Source organism: Bradyrhizobium uaiense (assembly GCF_010811875.1).
Classification (GTDB): Bacteria; Pseudomonadota; Alphaproteobacteria; order Rhizobiales; family Xanthobacteraceae; genus Bradyrhizobium; species Bradyrhizobium uaiense.
The window spans coordinates 1-15,250 of the sequence record NZ_VKHP01000015.1 but is presented as its reverse complement, the minus strand read 5'-3'; the positions used below and the strand labels follow the sequence as shown (position 1 = coordinate 15,250).

General features: G+C 63.2%; 15 protein-coding genes. 10 read left to right on the top strand and 5 right to left on the bottom strand.

The window, feature by feature from the left end:
- Position 1 precedes the first annotated feature (1 nt).
- The gene (locus tag FNJ47_RS06320) at positions 2-682 is read left to right on the top strand and encodes a YoaK family protein (protein ID WP_163151731.1); all 681 of its coding nucleotides are present in this window, start codon (positions 2-4) and stop codon (positions 680-682) included.
- 68 nt (positions 683-750) lie between these two features.
- On the top strand, positions 751-1,269 hold the full coding sequence (locus FNJ47_RS06315) for a Dps family protein (RefSeq protein WP_163151808.1): 519 nt from the start codon (positions 751-753) through the stop codon (positions 1,267-1,269).
- Positions 1,270-1,326: 57 nt separating this feature from the next.
- Here the strand turns inward: FNJ47_RS06315 and FNJ47_RS06310 are convergent, their stop codons facing one another.
- Together FNJ47_RS06310 and FNJ47_RS06305 are read right to left on the bottom strand one after the other, a co-directional pair.
- Positions 1,327-1,962 carry an alpha/beta hydrolase gene (locus FNJ47_RS06310; RefSeq protein ID WP_163151729.1) on the bottom strand — a complete coding sequence of 212 codons (636 nt, stop codon included), beginning with the start codon at positions 1,960-1,962 and terminating at the stop codon, positions 1,327-1,329.
- Complete coding sequence (locus FNJ47_RS06305; protein WP_163151727.1) at positions 1,959-2,897, bottom strand: ring-cleaving dioxygenase; 939 nt, start codon at positions 2,895-2,897, stop codon at positions 1,959-1,961. Before FNJ47_RS06305 ends, FNJ47_RS06310 begins: the two co-directional genes overlap by 4 nt.
- 124 nt (positions 2,898-3,021) lie before the next feature.
- Here FNJ47_RS06305 and FNJ47_RS06300 point away from each other — a divergent pair, with 124 nt between their 5' ends.
- Both FNJ47_RS06300 and FNJ47_RS06295 read left to right on the top strand, forming a co-directional pair.
- Positions 3,022-3,927, top strand: coding sequence for a LysR family transcriptional regulator (locus tag FNJ47_RS06300; protein WP_163151725.1), 906 nt, complete (start codon positions 3,022-3,024; stop codon positions 3,925-3,927).
- 1 nt (position 3,928) lies between these two features.
- The gene (locus FNJ47_RS06295; protein WP_163151723.1) at positions 3,929-5,197 is read left to right on the top strand and encodes an adenylate/guanylate cyclase domain-containing protein; all 1,269 of its coding nucleotides are present in this window, start codon (positions 3,929-3,931) and stop codon (positions 5,195-5,197) included.
- Between the two features lie 39 nt (positions 5,198-5,236).
- On the opposite strand, the gene FNJ47_RS06290 is transcribed toward FNJ47_RS06295, so the two are convergent.
- Together FNJ47_RS06290 and FNJ47_RS06285 are read right to left on the bottom strand one after the other, a co-directional pair.
- Positions 5,237-6,361 carry an alkene reductase gene (locus FNJ47_RS06290; protein ID WP_163151721.1) on the bottom strand — a complete coding sequence of 375 codons (1,125 nt, stop codon included), beginning with the start codon at positions 6,359-6,361 and terminating at the stop codon, positions 5,237-5,239.
- Positions 6,362-6,569: 208 nt separating this feature from the next.
- A complete protein-coding gene (locus FNJ47_RS06285) occupies positions 6,570-7,778 on the bottom strand; it encodes an MFS transporter (protein WP_163151719.1) in 1,209 nt (402 codons plus the stop codon).
- A gap of 388 nt (positions 7,779-8,166) precedes the next feature.
- Here FNJ47_RS06285 and FNJ47_RS06280 point away from each other — a divergent pair, with 388 nt between their 5' ends.
- Genes FNJ47_RS06280 through FNJ47_RS06270 form a run of 3 tightly spaced genes read left to right on the top strand, consistent with a single transcriptional unit; the run spans position 8,167 to position 12,225 of the window.
- Positions 8,167-9,471, top strand: a complete 1,305-nt coding sequence (locus tag FNJ47_RS06280) for a c-type cytochrome (protein WP_163151716.1) — start codon at positions 8,167-8,169, stop codon at positions 9,469-9,471.
- Between the two features lie 40 nt (positions 9,472-9,511).
- On the top strand, positions 9,512-10,000 hold the full coding sequence (locus tag FNJ47_RS06275; protein WP_163151714.1) for a (2Fe-2S)-binding protein: 489 nt from the start codon (positions 9,512-9,514) through the stop codon (positions 9,998-10,000).
- Positions 9,997-12,225: a xanthine dehydrogenase family protein molybdopterin-binding subunit gene (locus FNJ47_RS06270; protein ID WP_163151712.1), complete on the top strand. Its 2,229-nt coding sequence runs from the start codon at positions 9,997-9,999 to the stop codon at positions 12,223-12,225. The genes FNJ47_RS06275 and FNJ47_RS06270 overlap by 4 nt, the downstream gene beginning before the upstream one ends.
- A 139-nt stretch (positions 12,226-12,364) precedes the next feature.
- On the opposite strand, the gene FNJ47_RS06265 is transcribed toward FNJ47_RS06270, so the two are convergent.
- Positions 12,365-13,036 (bottom strand): TetR family transcriptional regulator, encoded by a 672-nt coding sequence (locus tag FNJ47_RS06265; protein ID WP_163151710.1) that lies wholly within the window; start codon positions 13,034-13,036, stop codon positions 12,365-12,367.
- A gap of 200 nt (positions 13,037-13,236) precedes the next feature.
- Here FNJ47_RS06265 and FNJ47_RS06260 point away from each other — a divergent pair, with 200 nt between their 5' ends.
- The 3 genes from FNJ47_RS06260 to FNJ47_RS06250 form a co-directional block, all read left to right on the top strand.
- On the top strand, positions 13,237-14,487 hold the full coding sequence (locus FNJ47_RS06260) for an FAD binding domain-containing protein (RefSeq protein WP_163151708.1): 1,251 nt from the start codon (positions 13,237-13,239) through the stop codon (positions 14,485-14,487).
- Positions 14,488-14,694: 207 nt separating this feature from the next.
- Positions 14,695-14,826: a DUF485 domain-containing protein gene (locus FNJ47_RS51050; RefSeq protein WP_347341619.1), complete on the top strand. Its 132-nt coding sequence runs from the start codon at positions 14,695-14,697 to the stop codon at positions 14,824-14,826.
- Positions 14,823-15,250 (top strand): sodium:solute symporter family transporter (locus tag FNJ47_RS06250; protein ID WP_430649355.1); only part of this gene is annotated, 428 nt, incomplete at its 3' end. The genes FNJ47_RS51050 and FNJ47_RS06250, both read left to right, overlap by 4 nt.

Genomic DNA, 15,250 nt, shown 5'->3' with positions numbered 1-15,250 from the left:
GATGCCGCGGCACATACTCCTCCTTCCGCTCTTGATGAGTCTGAATGCCGGTTTCGTCGACACGGCAGCTTTCCTCGCGCTCCAGGGATTGTTCACTGCGCACGTTACCGGCAATTTCGTCACGTTCGGCGCGGCCATGGTGCTCGGCACGTCCGGTGCCCTCGCGAAACTGCTGGCGCTGCCGGTCTTCTGCCTGGTCGTGATCGGCACTCGGGTCTTCAGCTTCTTTCTGCCTGTGATTGGATTGCCGATCTTTCGCTCGATGCTCGCCCTCAAGGTGCTGCTGCTGGCAATTGGCGCGGTCTGCGCGGTCCGCTTCGGACCATTCGTCCAAGGCGATAGCTGGCAGGCGATCTGCACCGGCATGATCCTGGTCGCGGCGATGGCCATTCAGAACGCCGCGCATCGCATCCACATGGGGACGGAGCCCCCGAGCACTCTCATGACAGGCACCACCACCCAGATCATGATCGACGTCGCCGACGTCATACGGGGCGCGCCCGTCTCGGTACTGACGGTGGCCAGGCCGCGTCTCGGCAAGATGGCCGCAAGCGTGACGGCATTTGCCCTGGGTTGCGCCGCCGGCGCAATTCTCTACGCGAAGCTCGGGACGTGGTGTTTCGTCATCCCACCGTTGATCGCCGCGCCAGCCGTCTTGCTGGCGGCCGCCGAGCCCAAGTGATGGGACGGGAGCGGCAAAGGGTCGTGACGGCGAATTTCGAGCTTTTTGACCAGCACCAGGAGACTAAGATGCAGGACCTTTCACCCGAAGCAACGCGCCTGACGCCGCTCCGGACACCGTCGGACCTCGGCGACAACGCGACGACCGACATCTCCGCGGCTCTCACCGGGCTGTTGGCCGACATGTTTGCGCTCTATCTCAAGACCAAGAACTTCCATTGGCACATGTCGGGCCCTCATTTTCGCGACTACCACCTGCTGCTCGACGAGCAGGGCGATCAGATATTCGCGACGACCGACGTCATCGCCGAGCGCGTTCGCAAACTTGGTGGCACGACGATCCGATCGATCGGTCACATCAACCGCATTCAGCGGCTTCTGGACAATGACGCGGCCTACGTGACTCCCGAGGATATGCTCGCCGAGCTCCTGGACGACAACAAGCGGATGACGACCTTGCTGCGTGAGGCGCACGCGGTGTGCGAAGAGCACAACGACGTGGCGTCGACGAGCCTCATCGAAAACTGGATCGACGAGGCCGAACGGCGGACCTGGTTTCTGTACGAATGCACGCGGCCCAGAGCGTAGTCGCGCCGAGGCGCCCCGTCCGGTGGACCGGGGCGCCTCGTAGCTCACGCAAGATCGTCAGGAGACCATGGCTTGGTGTTTCGTTTCGGCTACCCAAGTGCGGGCGAGCGCGACGTCGGCTTGCGAAAGCTGATGGCCGACAGGGAGCACGCGACGGTCGACCCCGGCTCCGGCCGTCGACAGCATATCCGCCAGTGCGGCGGCATTGTCGCCTGGCACGATGGGGTCGTGCTGTCCAGACAGGATCAGGACCGGCTTCCCTTCGAGCTTCGCATCTGGAGGGTCTGTCAGCGGGACCATGGCGCGAAGCAGAACGGCTCCGGACAGGGCTTGTGGTTTCACCAGTAGGAGTGCGGCGGCAATGTTGGCGCCGTTCGAGTAGCCCACGGCGAGAGGCGCATCGATGCCATACCGGTCGCGGGCGTACTGGACGAATTCCCCGAGTTCGAGCGCGCGATGGCGGACGTCTTCCTCGTCGAAGACGCCTTCGGCGAGGCGGCGAAAGAAGCGCGGCATCCCGTTCTCGAGAACGCGGCCGCGAGGCGACAGGAGCGGGGAGCCTGGCGAGATCATGGCACCGAGTTGCAGCAGATCGTTCTCGTCGCCGCCCGTGCCGTGAAGGAGCAGCAAGGGCGGCGCGCCCGTCCGACCGCCAGGTTCGAAGCGATACGTGAATGGAGGCCTTGTGGTCATGACGCGGCTCCTTGAAGCTCGGGCAGAACACCCTCGATTTCCTTGCGGTGCGGCTCGAGGAAGCTCGGCAGTTTCAGGTCGCGGCCGAGCGTTTCGACCGGTTCGTCCACCGCAAACCCTGGAATATCCGTCGCGATCTCGAACAGGACGCCGCCCGGCTCCCGGAAGTAGATCGATCGGAAGTAATTGCGATCCTTCTGTTCGGTGGGATGCAGTCCATGATTGCTGATGAGCTTCTCGGCCATGTCCCCCTGTTCGGCGTCGTCCTTGGCACGGAATGCGATGTGGTGCACCGAGCCGCGGCCCTGCCTGCCGCGCAGAAAGCCTTTCGCCTCATAGATGTCGACCACGTTTCCCTGCGCGTCGCCCGGCGCCTTGAACCGGATTACGGAGCCCTCCCGCGCGGTCTCGCGGAAGCCGAACACGCCGGTAAGAACCCTGGCGGTCCTAGTCGCGTCGTCGAGCAGGAGAGTGACGCCCTGGAAGCCGCGGATTGCATGCTCCGCCGGTACGTCGCCGTTGCTCCATGCCGGTTCGTCCTCGGCGCCGGGGATACCGACGAGCGCAAGCGCCATGCCGTCCGGGTCAGAGAAGGCGAGCACGGATTCGCCGAAGCGCTTTTCGAGCGCCTCGAACTTGATGCCCTTTTCCAGGAAGCGCTGCGTCCAGTAACCGAGCGAGCCCTGCGGGACACGGAAAGTGGTTTGATGGGTTTCGCCGACGCCGCGGCGTCCCTCCGGAGCCCCTTCCCAGGGGAAGAAGGTGAGGATCGTGCCTGGCCGGCCGGCCTCGTCTCCATAATAGAAATGGTAGGTGGCCGGATCGTCGAAATTGACCGTCTTCTTGACGAAACGCAGGCCGAGATCCCGCGTGTAGAAGCCGAAGTTCTTCCGCGGGTCGCCTGCGATGGCGGTGACGTGATGGATGCCTGACATCTTGCCCTCTGGGTTCGAAAGAGCCGCTTGGCTCTGCCCCGACATGTCGGATGGCTTTGAATAGAGAACAATCCATGCTCTTGTGGCATCTCTGTCTACAAATTGGCGACAATCGGGGTCTGACATGGACAAGTTGGCCTGCCTGAAGGCCTTCGCGAAGGTGGTGGAAACCGGGAGTTTTTCCGAGGCGGGCCGCCAGTTGCGCCTGTCCAGGTCCGCCGTCAGCAAATACGTCGCGGAACTGGAAGAGAGTCTTGGCGTGCAGCTTCTGAACCGCACGACCAGACACGCGAGTCCGAACGAGAACGGTCAGCTCTATTTTGAGCGGGCGCTGGTGATCCTCTCTGAGCTCGATGCCGCCGATCAGGCGGTTGCGCATTTGCAGTCGACGCCGCGCGGCCTCCTGCGCGTCAATGCACCGATGTCCTTCGGCACGATCAGACTGGGGCCGGCAATCGCCGACTTCATGACCAAATATCCGGAGATGCAGCTTCAGCTTGTGCTGAGCGACGACCTCGTCGATCCGGTCCAGGATGGATTCGATGTGACACTCCGGATTGCCGAGCTCGAATCGTCGAGTTTGATCGCCCGGAAGATTACGCCGATGCCGAGAGTGGTCTGTGCTTCGCCGGACTATCTCAAGCGGCACGGTACGCCCCATCACCCGCAAGACCTCCGTGATCACGTCTCGCTGACCTATGGTTTCCTGCTCACCGGCAATCAGTGGAAGCTGACCGGCGCGGATGGGGAGCACTGGATCCAGCCCGCCTGGTCTCTATGCGTCAACAACGCGGAGGTGCTGCGCGACGTCGCCGTCAAGGGAAGGGGCGTGGCGTTGATACCCGAGTTCATCGCCGGAGAGGCACTCCAGCAGGGACGATTGAAGGCGATATTGAACGACTTTTGGGCGCCGCCGCTTACGTTGTACGCGGTCTATCCACCGACCAGACACCTGTCAGTGAAGGTGCGGCTCTTCATCGATTTCCTCGTCGAACGCTTCGGCCGTGAAGTCGATAAGCGAGGGAACTGAAATGGCTTCCGAGACTTCCGATCCGTCGCCTCGATCCTATCCCCCGTCGGTATCGTTCGTGCGAAGAGCCGGCCCGATCGCTGTCGCCGCCGGCAGCGCGGACACTTTCGTCGAGGTCGAAAACTGGCTGCTGGAAGAGGCATCTGCCGAGAGGCAGATGATCGAGCTCCTCGTCAAGCTGATCCATCGGATGATGGCCGCCCGCTCTTCGGTCGATCGACTAACCCTGCACATCGGCACGCTCCACCCCCAGCTCGCGGGGTTCGCGTGGGTCTGGAACGCTGAGGATGGTTTCTGCGACGAGGTGCGGGTCGGTGACGCTGCGGTCGACTCCGATGCCTACAAGCTCAATCCGCTGCAGCGCATTGTGGAGACCGGCGAGACGATCCGACGAACGCCGAATCAGCCGTCGGCGCAGGCGGAATTTCCCATCATGATCGAACTCGCGGCTGCCGGCATGACCGATTACGTGGCGATTCCCTTATCTGGTCTGGATACACGTAACGTGATCACCATCGCGACGAAAGCGGCCGGCGGTTTCGCCGAGGCGGAGATAGATGCCCTGACCCGCCTCTTCAAACTATTCGCCTTGCACGTGCAACGGCACAGCGAGTTGAAGATCTCCGAAAACGCGCTGGGCGCCTACCTTGGTTACGGCGCCGCCGCTAAGGTGCTCGAAGGCGCGATCAAACGCGGCGCAGGAGACTCGATCCGCGCCGTGATTTGGGTCTCGGATCTCCGAAACTTCACGAAAATGTCGGACGTACTGGCCCCGGCCGACATGCTAGTGCTGCTCAACGCTTACTTCGAGGCGATGGTGAGCGCCGTGGCCGCTCACGGCGGCGAAATTCTCAAATTCATCGGCGACGGAATGCTCGCCGTCTTTCCGGTGACGGTCGGAGCCGCCGAAGCGTCGCGCGCGGCCGTCTCGGCGGCGAGGGAGGCGATTGCCAGACTCGAAGCCGCCAATCGGAACATCCGTATCGCATCCGACGCCGAAGGCCGCGCCTTGCTGCGGGCAGGCATCGTCCTTCACGAAGGTGAGGTCTTTTTCGGCAATATCGGCGCTCCAGACCGCCTTGACTTCACGGTCATCGGCGCGGCCGTCAATGAGGCCTGCCGCGTGGAAGCGCTCACCAAGATTATAGGCCGGGACTTGCTCATGACGGAAGCCGTCGCCCGACATCTCTCTCAGGATGCCGAGCATCTCGGTGAGCACCAGTTGCGGGGCGTCTCCGCCCGGATGTCCGTGTACGGGATGGCGGGCTAATGGATGCGCTGGCCTGCCAGTTCGGCGGTTCGGCCAGCACTAAGCTCGCTCCGCGGTCTCTCTGCTGCCAGTGTCGAGTGTCGGATAGTCGAGATATCCGGAATCCGAACCGCCATATACCCCGAACGGCTGCGGCGAGTTGTAGGGGCCGCCAACTCGAATTCGCGCCGGAAGGTCCGGATTTGCGAGAAAGAGACGGCCGAAGGCGACCGCGTCCGCCTCTCCGGAATCGACGATCCGCGCGGCATGCTCGGGGGTGATGCCCGCATTGACGATGAGGGGGCCGCGATAGTGTTCACGGAATATCGACAGCATCCTTTCGTAGTCGGGCGCACCGGTCCAGGCGTTGGTGTCGGCAAGGTGTAGATATGCAAGCCCGGCAGTTCCCAGCCAATTTGCGAGTTGGCCATAGGTATCCTTCGGTTTCGGATCCCGAACGCTGTTGTAGTCGGCGAAGGGCGATAGCCGCAGTCCTATCCGTGAACGCGGCACGACATCGGAAATCGCCGCGACGATTTCCAGAAGCAACCTGGATCGTCTTTCGGCACTCCCGCCATAGTCGTCGGTTCGCAGGTTAATCGTCGGGGACAGAAACTGGTGGATCAGATAACCATTGGCGCCGTGGATCTCGACCCCGTCGAACCCCGCGCGCACGGCGTTGGCGGCCGCTAGTCGGAATTCGCTCACGACACCCTGGATCTCCTCAGGGGTCATTGCGCGCGACGACGTAGCAGCGATCCGCACGTACGCGTCGTTGGCGAGGAGCGCCCATACCTGCAGCCGATCCAGATCGTCATTCACGCCCGACGGAGATAGCGGTTGTTTGTCGGACAGCAGGCCACGCGCGCTCGCCCGCCCGCCGTGCCAGAGCTGCGCGACGACGCGCCCACCTGCTTCGTGGATCCGATCGACAGCCGCTTTCCATCCTTCGGTCTGTTCCTCCGTCCAAAGACCGGGCGTCCGGTCGAAGGCGCGGGACATCGGTCCCACGTTCACGCCTTCGGTTATGATGAGGCCGGCGCTCGCCCGCGCTGCGTAGTAATCCGACGCAGAGGGATTAATGACGCCGCGCTGGTCGGCGCGCGAGCGCGTCATCGGGGCCATCACGATCCTGTTCGCGAGATCGAGATCGCCCAGGGACACCGGATCGAAGAGACTTGTCATGTTTCACACTCCTTGAAGGATCGTTCGCCGAGTCGGGTCGAGTTAGTCGCTGCTTCTTTCGCCCGACCAGCGATTGCCCGGCGCAAGACTGTATTGGTAGAGAGCGTTCCCGTATTCGAGCTGCAGCCGCTTGGCGCTAGAGAGCGCGACGTCGACTTTCGCGTGCCCCGATGCGCATGTCTTGCAACCTCCGAATGGGGTCAGAGCGTCAGTGACGCGATGCCTTGCCGGTCCGTGAGGAAAGTGTCGGCAGCTGCACGAGCAGACCCGCCGCCGCCAGCGCTGCCCCGTAGCCGCAGACACCGAGCCAGGACAGATGCGCGTACGCCCAACTTGCCCCGAGGGACCCGAGCGAACCGCCGACGAACATCGCCGTCATGAACACGGTATTCAGCCTGCTTCGGGCCTCCGGACGGAGTGCGAAGATCAGATGTTGATTCGAAACGAGCGCGGCGTTCACGCCCACGTCGAGCAACACCACCCCGACCACCAGTCCGGCGATGGCGTTCCAGCCCGCGAAGGCGATCCAAGAGGAAACGGATATGGCGGCAGCGATCGCAATAACCAGATGGGGTCCCCGCTTGTCGGCTACGCGACCAGCGAGAGGCGCAGCGAGGATGCCCGACGCGCCGATGACGCCGAACAGACCGGCGATCTCCGGTCCGAGTCCGAAGGCGGGTTCTCGAAGGTGAAGAGACAGGACGGTCCAGAAGGCGATGAAGGAGGCGAACAGCATTGCTTGCGTCGCTGCGGCCAGTCGAAGCGCCGGCTCCTCGACGAGCAGGTGGACGAGCGAGCGCAGCGCGGCAGGGTATCCGATACGTTGCGTCGCATGGTGGCGCGGTAGGATCAGACGGACCAGCGCGGCGGCGCCGAGCGCCAAAGGCGCGCCGAGCCAGAACATCTCGCGCCATCCGAAGTGCGACCCGACGAAACCGGCTATCGTGCGGCTGAGGAGAATGCCGCCCAGGATTCCGCTGACCACCGTTCCGACTGCCGCGCCTCTGGTCCGGTCGTCGGCAAGCGTTGCGGCAAACGGGACGAGCTGTTGGGCCACGGTGGCCGCCACACCCAGCATGAGCGACGCCGCAATCAACGCGAACGTAGACGGGGCGATCGCCGCGAATGCGAGAGCCGCTGCCAGAACGACGAACTGCGCGGCGATGAGGCGTCGCCTTTCGACCAGATCTCCTAGGGGCACCAGGAACAGGAGGCCGACGGCGTAGCCGAATTGCGTGGCCGTGGGAATGAGACCGATTGCCGAGGAATTCGGGTAGCTCGCCTCGATCAGGCCCAGCAGGGGCTGGTTATAATAGATGTTCGCGACCGCGATCCCCGCGCAGACCGTCATAGCGAACGTGCGTGCGCGCGTGAGTTCGGGGACCTGTTGGTCCGTCGCAATCGTTGACGTCGACATGGCGGCAAATCCTCGTTTCGTCGGCACGCAGTCTCGGTTCGATGCGCCCGGCTCTTGACCTCAAGCAGGATCGAGAGTTAATTATCAATCGATAAATAGCAAGATATCCTCGAAAATGGATGGCTCCCATGAGCGTGTGCTTCATCGGCGCGACCGCGACGATGTTGGCGGTCGCTGCGACCGCACCTCGGCTGCACGTTCGCTTTTCAGACGTGAGAGTCTTGATCGATTCTTACGTTGCGGATGAACGCACGTATTGGATTCCGTACGCACGCTTTGGATTGGCTCGTCGAACTGTGATCGGGGGTTTGTGCAAGTCGCGCATGAAACTGAAAAGATGAGGCCCGGACCTGCTTGATATGGCGATCGCATCCTGGAGGGGAGGGCGATGAAGCTCAGGTTCGTTCTGCTCGCACTGCTTGCCATCGGAACATTCGGTGGGACGGCTGCACTTCTATATGCTTGGGAATCATCGATTGCTCCGATCGATCCGAGGTCGCTCGGCGCACTGGATCGTGCCGTGGTGCGCCGCGGAGCGAGCCTTGCCCTCCTTGGCGACTGCGCCACATGCCATACCGCGCCCGGCGGCCCCCCATACGCCGGAGGGCTTGCGATGCCGACGCCCTTCGGAACGATCTACTCCACCAACATCACGCCAGATCCGGAGACGGGCATCGGGCGATGGTCGGAGCAGGCGTTCATTCGCGCTCTGCGGTCCGGTGTCGATCGCGAAGGACGCCACCTCTATCCAGCTTTTCCGTATGACCATTTCACGCGTGTGTCGGACGACGATACGAAGGCGTTGTACGCCTTCTTCATGTCGCTCGATCCGGTCAAGTCGTCGGCACCACCGAACGAGCTTCCCTTTCCCCTCAACGTCCGTCTGACGTTGGCCGGCTGGAAGCTTCTCTTCCTCCGTCGGGCGCGTTTCGTCGCCGATCCGTCGAAGGACGAGAAATGGAACAGGGGCAAGTATCTGGTCGACGGACTGGGCCACTGCGGCGCCTGCCATTCCCCTCGAAATCTTCTCGGCGCGGAAATGAAATCGGCCGGTTTCGCAGGCGGCGAGGCCGAAGGCTGGCGCGCCTATGCGCTCGGGCGAGGCTCACTATCGCCAGTCGCATGGGACGAAGCCGCCCTCGCGGACTATCTCGCACGTGGCTCGCATCCCCTGCATGGGACCGCTCAGGGGCCTATGGCGAACGTGGTCGACAATTTGTCCCACGTCGATCCCGCGGACGTCGGCGCAATGGCCCACTATCTCGCCTCTCTAGGCAAAGGAGAGGGACGGAATGATGCGGAGCGGGCAGCTTCGGGCCCCGGGCGATTCTCGCAGGCCGCCGGCGCTCAGGCGGCGACGCCGGCCATCCCGTCCGAGCCGGGCGGTGCCATCTACGCCACGGTCTGCGCGTCGTGCCACGATGGCGACAGACCCTTGCCGCTCGGCGGCTTGAGACTCGATCTCTCCACCGCGGTCGCAGACGCGACGCCCGTTAACCTGATCAATCTGGTGGTGCGGGGGATACCGGCAGCTGCCGGCGCGTCCGCGCATCCCATCATGCCCGGTTTCGGCGATGTCCTTGACGACCGGCAGGTCTCCGATCTCGCCAGCTATTTGCGCACCCGGTTTGCGGGAAAGCAGCAATGGGATGGGTTGACCAAGGCGGTTGCGGAAGCGAGAGGCGGCCGGTGAGTTCAGACCGAAAAAGACACAGGAGGCTCGGTGAGACGCCATGACAACCCTGATCGTCAACGGCGACAGCCGTACCATCGAGGCTAGTCCCGACACGCCGCTACTCTACGTCCTCAGGGACGAGCTTGGACTGAACGCGGCGAAATTCGGGTGCGGGCTTGGCCAATGCGGAGCTTGCACGGTCATTGTGGATGGCAAGGCTGTGTTCTCCTGCGTGACGCCGGTGATGGTATTGGAGGGACGGACGGTCACCACGCTGGAAGGAATCGGGAGCCGGGACGCTCCTGGCCCGATGCAGCGCGCCTTCATCGCCGAACAGGCCGCACAATGCGGATACTGCATTCCCGGCATGATGATGCGCGCCCAGGCATTGCTCAATCGCGATCCGCACGCCACCGACGAGTCGATCGAAGCGGAATTGCAACCTCATCTTTGCCGATGCGGAACGCACATGCGCATCCTGCGTGCGATCCGGCGCGCCGCAGAAGAGATGCGGCCAAAGACAGTTGAGGCGAGGACAGCTCGATGATGCAGGCTGTCTCTCGGCGCAGCGTTCTGGCCGGCGCCGGCGCGCTCATCGTCGCCTTCCGGCTCTCCGGGACGCACGCACAGACCGAAACCGGCACGGGCGGAAGTCCCTCGAAGCACGGCCTGCCAGGAAGCCTCGACGACACTCCGAGGATCGACGCGTGGATCCGCATCGACGCGTCCGGTGCCGCGACGATCCTCACCGGAAAGGCCGAGCTTGGACAGGGCCTTAAAACAGCGCTTCTTCAGGTCGCGGCGGAGGAGCTGAAGTTGCCGCTAGAGCGGTTATCGCTGGTCACGGCCGACACGGCGCGGACGCCCAATGAAGGCTACACCGCCGCCAGCCATTCGATGCAGGACTCCGGCACCGCGATTCGGAATGCGGCGGCGCAAGCGCGCGAACTACTCCGGGACGAAGCGGCTCGCAGACTCGGCATGTCCGCCGCCTCGCTGCAGGTACGTGGCGGCGAGGTGTTCGGGACCGATGGCAAGCGCCTCGGCTATGGTGAATTGGTTCGCGATCAATTGCTGTCGGTCGACGCCGGTCAGACGTCGCGCCTGACCTCGCCGGCAGACTTCGCCGTGATGAGTCGGCCCGTTCCAAGGGTCGATATTCCGGCCAAGGTGACGGGTGGAGCGGCGTACGTCCACGATCTGCGCCCCGAAGGGATGCTGCACGGTCGTGTCGTTCGCCCGCCGAGTTATGGCGCTACGTTGCGGGACTGCGACGTCGCGCGGGTCGAGCGGATGGCCGGGATCGTCAAGGTCGTGCGGGACGGCAATTTCCTCGGCGTAATCGCGGAACGCGAGTGGGCCGCAGTGCAGGGAATGCGAACTCTTGCGGCCACGACGAATTGGATCGAGCGCGAGGCACTGCCGGACGAGGCGGATCTGCCGGCCGCACTGATGAATCTGCCATCGCGCGACACGACGATTCACGGCACCGGAAATCCCGGCGCGCCGGGGATCCTGGTCGAAGGCACCTTCAGCAGGCCCTATCTCACGCATGGATCAATCGGACCGTCGTGCGCGCTTGCGCAACTCGAGGAAGGAAAGCTCACGCTTTGGACCCATACCCAAGGTGTGTTCTTCCTTCGGGATGCGATCGCCGGCATGCTGCGGATGCCCGCCGAGAACGTGCGCTGCGTCCATGCGGAAGGCGCCGGATGCTACGGCCACAACGGTGCCGATGACGTTGCGGCCGACGCGGCGATACTCGCCGTCGCGGTGCCCGGGCGGCCGGTCAGGGTCCAACTGATGCGCGAACAGGAGCACGCATGGGATCCGTTCGGGCCGGGCATGGTGGTCAAGCTGAAGGCGACAGTCGGCGCCGACGGCGCGATCGCCGATTGGCACCACGAAGTTTGGAGCCAGTCGCACATGATGCGGCCCGGCCCGCCGGGGACGCTGATTGCCGCCCGACTGAAGTCGGACCCCTTTCCGCCCGCGCCACCCGTCGCGCTTGCGCAGCCGGAAGGCGGCGGCGACCGGAACGCGATTCCGCTCTACGCGATCGCGAACTGCCGCGTGGTCAGTCATTTCGTTCCCGACATGCCCTTGCGCGGTTCGTCCATGCGTTCCTTGGGCGCCTATCTCAACGTCTTCTCGATCGAGGCTGTCCTGGACGAATTGGCCGTCCGCTCGAATCAGGATCCCGTGGCATTTCGTCTTCGGCACATGGAAGATCCACGCGCGCGCGCCGTTATTGAATCGGCGGCCTCGCGTTTCGGGTGGACCGCACGGGTAAAGTCTTCGGAAAATATCGGCTTCGGGATCGGCTTCGCGCGCTACAAGAATCTGGAGGCTTGGTGCGCAGTGGCTGTCGAGGTCGAGGTTATCCGGCTGAACGGCGCGGTTCGCGTCCGCAGGGTCGTGGCGGCGGTGGACACCGGGCAGATCGTGAACCCGGACGGCGTCCGCAACCAGATCGAAGGCGGCATTTTGCAGGCGACGAGCTGGACGCTCTTCGAGCGGGTGACGTTCGACCGAACCCGCGTCACGTCCGTGGACTGGTCGGCCTATCCGATCGTGCGGTTCGACAGCGTCCCGGGAACGGTGGAAGTCCACCTGGTGGACCGGCCGGGCGATGCCTTCTACGGCGTCGCCGAGGCTGCGCAAGGACCAACGGGAGCCGCGCTCGCCAACGCAATCAGGGATGCAACGGGCGTTCGGTTCTACCAACTTCCGATTACGCCTGCGCGCATCAAAAAAGCGATGGACGCTTAGTTGGCGCAGGATGCTCTCTCGATTTCGCCCGAAGCGATCCGTTCGCTCGACGGAGGCCGCGCAAAGCAACCATTGGCCAAGGATTTTGAACCGCGTCCGTAGCGCGTCGACGGAGCGGAGGTGGATCCAGCTACCGGACCTAGGTCGCAGTCTCCGCCGGCAGAACAGGGCGGATGCCGCCGAGGAACGTCATCACCTTCGCGTCAATGATCGAATTGACGTCCGTTTCGAGCGGCATCGAATAGATGAACTTGCGTACTCCGAGATAGAAGATGGCCGCGTGAAGGCCCCACACCATCTCGATTTCGAGAACGGTGATCGGGAGGTCACGGGTCGAGGGACGCCCGTACTCGAACCTGATCTCCTCGATCAGCTTCTCGAACGCGCGTTCGCGCAGCATCTTGAGATAGCGCGCGTTCAATCCAAGATCCTTCAAGCCCGCAAACATGAACAGGCGGATCCACTCGTACGTGAGAATGACCTCGGCGTACTCGCGATAGAACTGGATCAGCCTGGTCTTGAGGGGAACCGAGCGATCGGTGATGATCTTCTCCCATGAGGGCTTCCATCGCTCGACGAAAACTTCCTGATAGACCCGCTCGATGAGGGCATCCTTGCTTGGGAAGTAGCGATAAAGCAGGGGTTGGGTGATTCGCAGCCGTCTCGCTAGCTCGCGGGTCTGCCCCTCGAATCCGAACTCGGCGAAGAATGAGACCGCCTCTCGCGCGATGATGCTTTCCCGCTCGGACGGGTCCAGCCTTTGCTGCTCTCGGATAGGCGCTCTGGGACGCGCTCTGCTGGGCTTCTTCACACCGGATTCGTGGGTTTGAGTGCAGAATCTTCAACTTCATACACTGATTTGCCGTCCCAGCCGATCCCGCGGCCACTCTCACCAAGTTGTTTATCATTTGATAAATAATAGTTGACGTGGATCAATGCCGGGCACATAATTGATCAAGCGATAAATAACTGGAGGCCGGTCCAACCGCGCGCCGAAGGGGAGGCTGCTTGATGACCAAAGATCGCCGGACGCAGGAAGCACAGCCGAGGGCACTAGTGATCGGCGGATCCATGGCCGGGCTGTTCGCGGCATTGCTGCTGCGCCGTCAAGGATGGAAAGTCGACATATACGAACGCATCGGCGCCGAACTGGCTGGGCGAGGCGCCGGGATCGTCACGCATCGCGAACTGTTCGAGGTGTTGGCAAGGGCCGGCATCGACACTGAGGCGGCCGCCGTTGGAGTTGCTGTTCCAGGGCGGCGCGTGCTTGATCGCACCGGCCGCATCGAAGGCGAGCGTGAGTTGCGTCAGGTTCTCACGTCGTGGGGTCATCTCTACGGGCTTCTGAGGGCGGCCCTTCCGGGAGAGAACTATCATCACGGCAAAAATCTGGTGGACGTTGCGGAGACCGGCGACCGCGTGCTGGCGCGCTTCTCAGACGGCTCCGAGGCCTCGGGCGATCTGCTGATTGGCGCGGACGGTATATTTTCGTGCGTCCGGGCGCGGCTCGCTCCGGATGTCCGTCCAAGATACGCCGGATACGTCGCATGGCGAGGCCTCGTCGATGAACGCGACCTTTCGCCCCGGACCCGAGCGGAATTGTGCGACTGGTTCGCCTTCAGCCTGCCTCCGGGGGAGCAGATGCTCGGCTATCCCGTAGCGGGCGCCAATGAAGAGATGGATGTCGGCGAGAGGCGGTTCAATTTCGTTTGGTACCGTCCGGCCGACTCCGAGCACGGGCTTGCCGATCTCCTGACCGACATAGACGGCGTCCGGCACGAACTGTCCATTCCGCCGCCCCGGATTCGTCCGGACGTCATCGCCTCAATGCGACGGGAAGCGGAGCGCCTGCTCGCGCCGCAGTTCGCCGAGGTCGTCCGCCTCACTCGCCAGCCGTTCATACAGGCCATCCTGGATCTCGAGACGCCGCGTATGGCGCTCGGATCCCGAACTGTGATCCTGGGCGACGCGGCCTTCGTTGCCAGACCCCACGTCGGAATGGGAGTAACGAAGGCAGCGGAGGACGCGGCGGCGCTGGTCGACGCACTGCGGGCCCATCCTCAAGAGTTTTCCGCCGCGCTCGCGAAATTCGAATCGACCCGGCTTTCGTTCGGAGCGGCTGTCGTGCGGCGCGCGCGCGATCTTGGCGCCTACATGCAGGCACAGATCGCCACCCCCGAAGAGCGAGCAATGGCGGAACGCCACCGCAGCGCTGAGGCGGTGATGGCGGAGACCGCCGTCTCGGTCGGAATCGCTGCGTAACCGAATTCAATAATTCAAGGAGGGAGGACGACCAATCAATGGACCTGCAAGCCATTCAGAACAATCCGGCGTTCAGACAGCTCGCAAGCGAGCGCACGCGCTTCAGCGTAAGCATGTCGATCGTCATGGCGACCGCGTACTTCGCCTACAATACTGACCATCGCATTCTGGCCCCGCCTGCTCGGACATCCGCTCTGGAGCGGTACCGTGATCACCTGGGGCGTCCTGATCGGCATTAGTCTGATCGCGTTCGGCTTCCTGCTCACGGCCCTCTACGTCCGACGGGCCAATACCCGTTTCGATCGGCTCAGCCAAGTTCTGATGGAGGATTTCCGATGATTTCGCGTTCGGCCTGCGGGGCCCTTTTTGCGACCGCATTTGCCCTTGTTTCCAATTCTGCGGCGGCCGATGTGCTGACTGGCGCGGTCGGTGCGCGGCAATCGCTGAACGTCACGGCGATCGCCATGTTCCTTGGTTTCGCAGCCGTGAGTCTCGCGATCACATGGTGGGCGGCGGGACGCGGCACGCATACGGCAAAGGACTTCTATGCCGCCGGCGGCGGACTAAAAGGCGTCCAGAACGGACTCGCGATCGCGGGCGACTATACCTCGGCCGCGACGTTCCTAGGTGTTACGGCGCTGGTCTACACATCTGGCTATGACGGCATGATCTACGCGATCGGCTTTCTCGTCGGCTTCCCGATGATCCTGTTTCTGATCGCGGAGCCGCTGCGCAATCTCGGCCGCTATACCTTCGCCGACGT

Excerpts from the sequence above, each read along its gene's own strand:
- FNJ47_RS06320 (WP_163151731.1), top strand. The coding sequence starts at position 2 with ATGCCGCGGCACATACTCCTCCTTCCGCTCTTGATGAGTCTGAATGCC.
- FNJ47_RS06315 (WP_163151808.1), top strand. The coding sequence starts at position 751 with ATGCAGGACCTTTCACCCGAAGCAACGCGCCTGACGCCGCTCCGGACA.
- FNJ47_RS06310 (WP_163151729.1), bottom strand. The coding sequence starts at position 1,962 with ATGACCACAAGGCCTCCATTCACGTATCGCTTCGAACCTGGCGGTCGG.
- FNJ47_RS06305 (WP_163151727.1), bottom strand. The coding sequence starts at position 2,897 with ATGTCAGGCATCCATCACGTCACCGCCATCGCAGGCGACCCGCGGAAG.
- FNJ47_RS06300 (WP_163151725.1), top strand. The coding sequence starts at position 3,022 with ATGGACAAGTTGGCCTGCCTGAAGGCCTTCGCGAAGGTGGTGGAAACC.
- FNJ47_RS06295 (WP_163151723.1), top strand. The coding sequence starts at position 3,929 with ATGGCTTCCGAGACTTCCGATCCGTCGCCTCGATCCTATCCCCCGTCG.
- FNJ47_RS06290 (WP_163151721.1), bottom strand. The coding sequence starts at position 6,361 with ATGACAAGTCTCTTCGATCCGGTGTCCCTGGGCGATCTCGATCTCGCG.
- FNJ47_RS06285 (WP_163151719.1), bottom strand. The coding sequence starts at position 7,778 with ATGTCGACGTCAACGATTGCGACGGACCAACAGGTCCCCGAACTCACG.
- FNJ47_RS06280 (WP_163151716.1), top strand. The coding sequence starts at position 8,167 with ATGAAGCTCAGGTTCGTTCTGCTCGCACTGCTTGCCATCGGAACATTC.
- FNJ47_RS06275 (WP_163151714.1), top strand. The coding sequence starts at position 9,512 with ATGACAACCCTGATCGTCAACGGCGACAGCCGTACCATCGAGGCTAGT.
- FNJ47_RS06270 (WP_163151712.1), top strand. The coding sequence starts at position 9,997 with ATGATGCAGGCTGTCTCTCGGCGCAGCGTTCTGGCCGGCGCCGGCGCG.
- FNJ47_RS06260 (WP_163151708.1), top strand. The coding sequence starts at position 13,237 with ATGACCAAAGATCGCCGGACGCAGGAAGCACAGCCGAGGGCACTAGTG.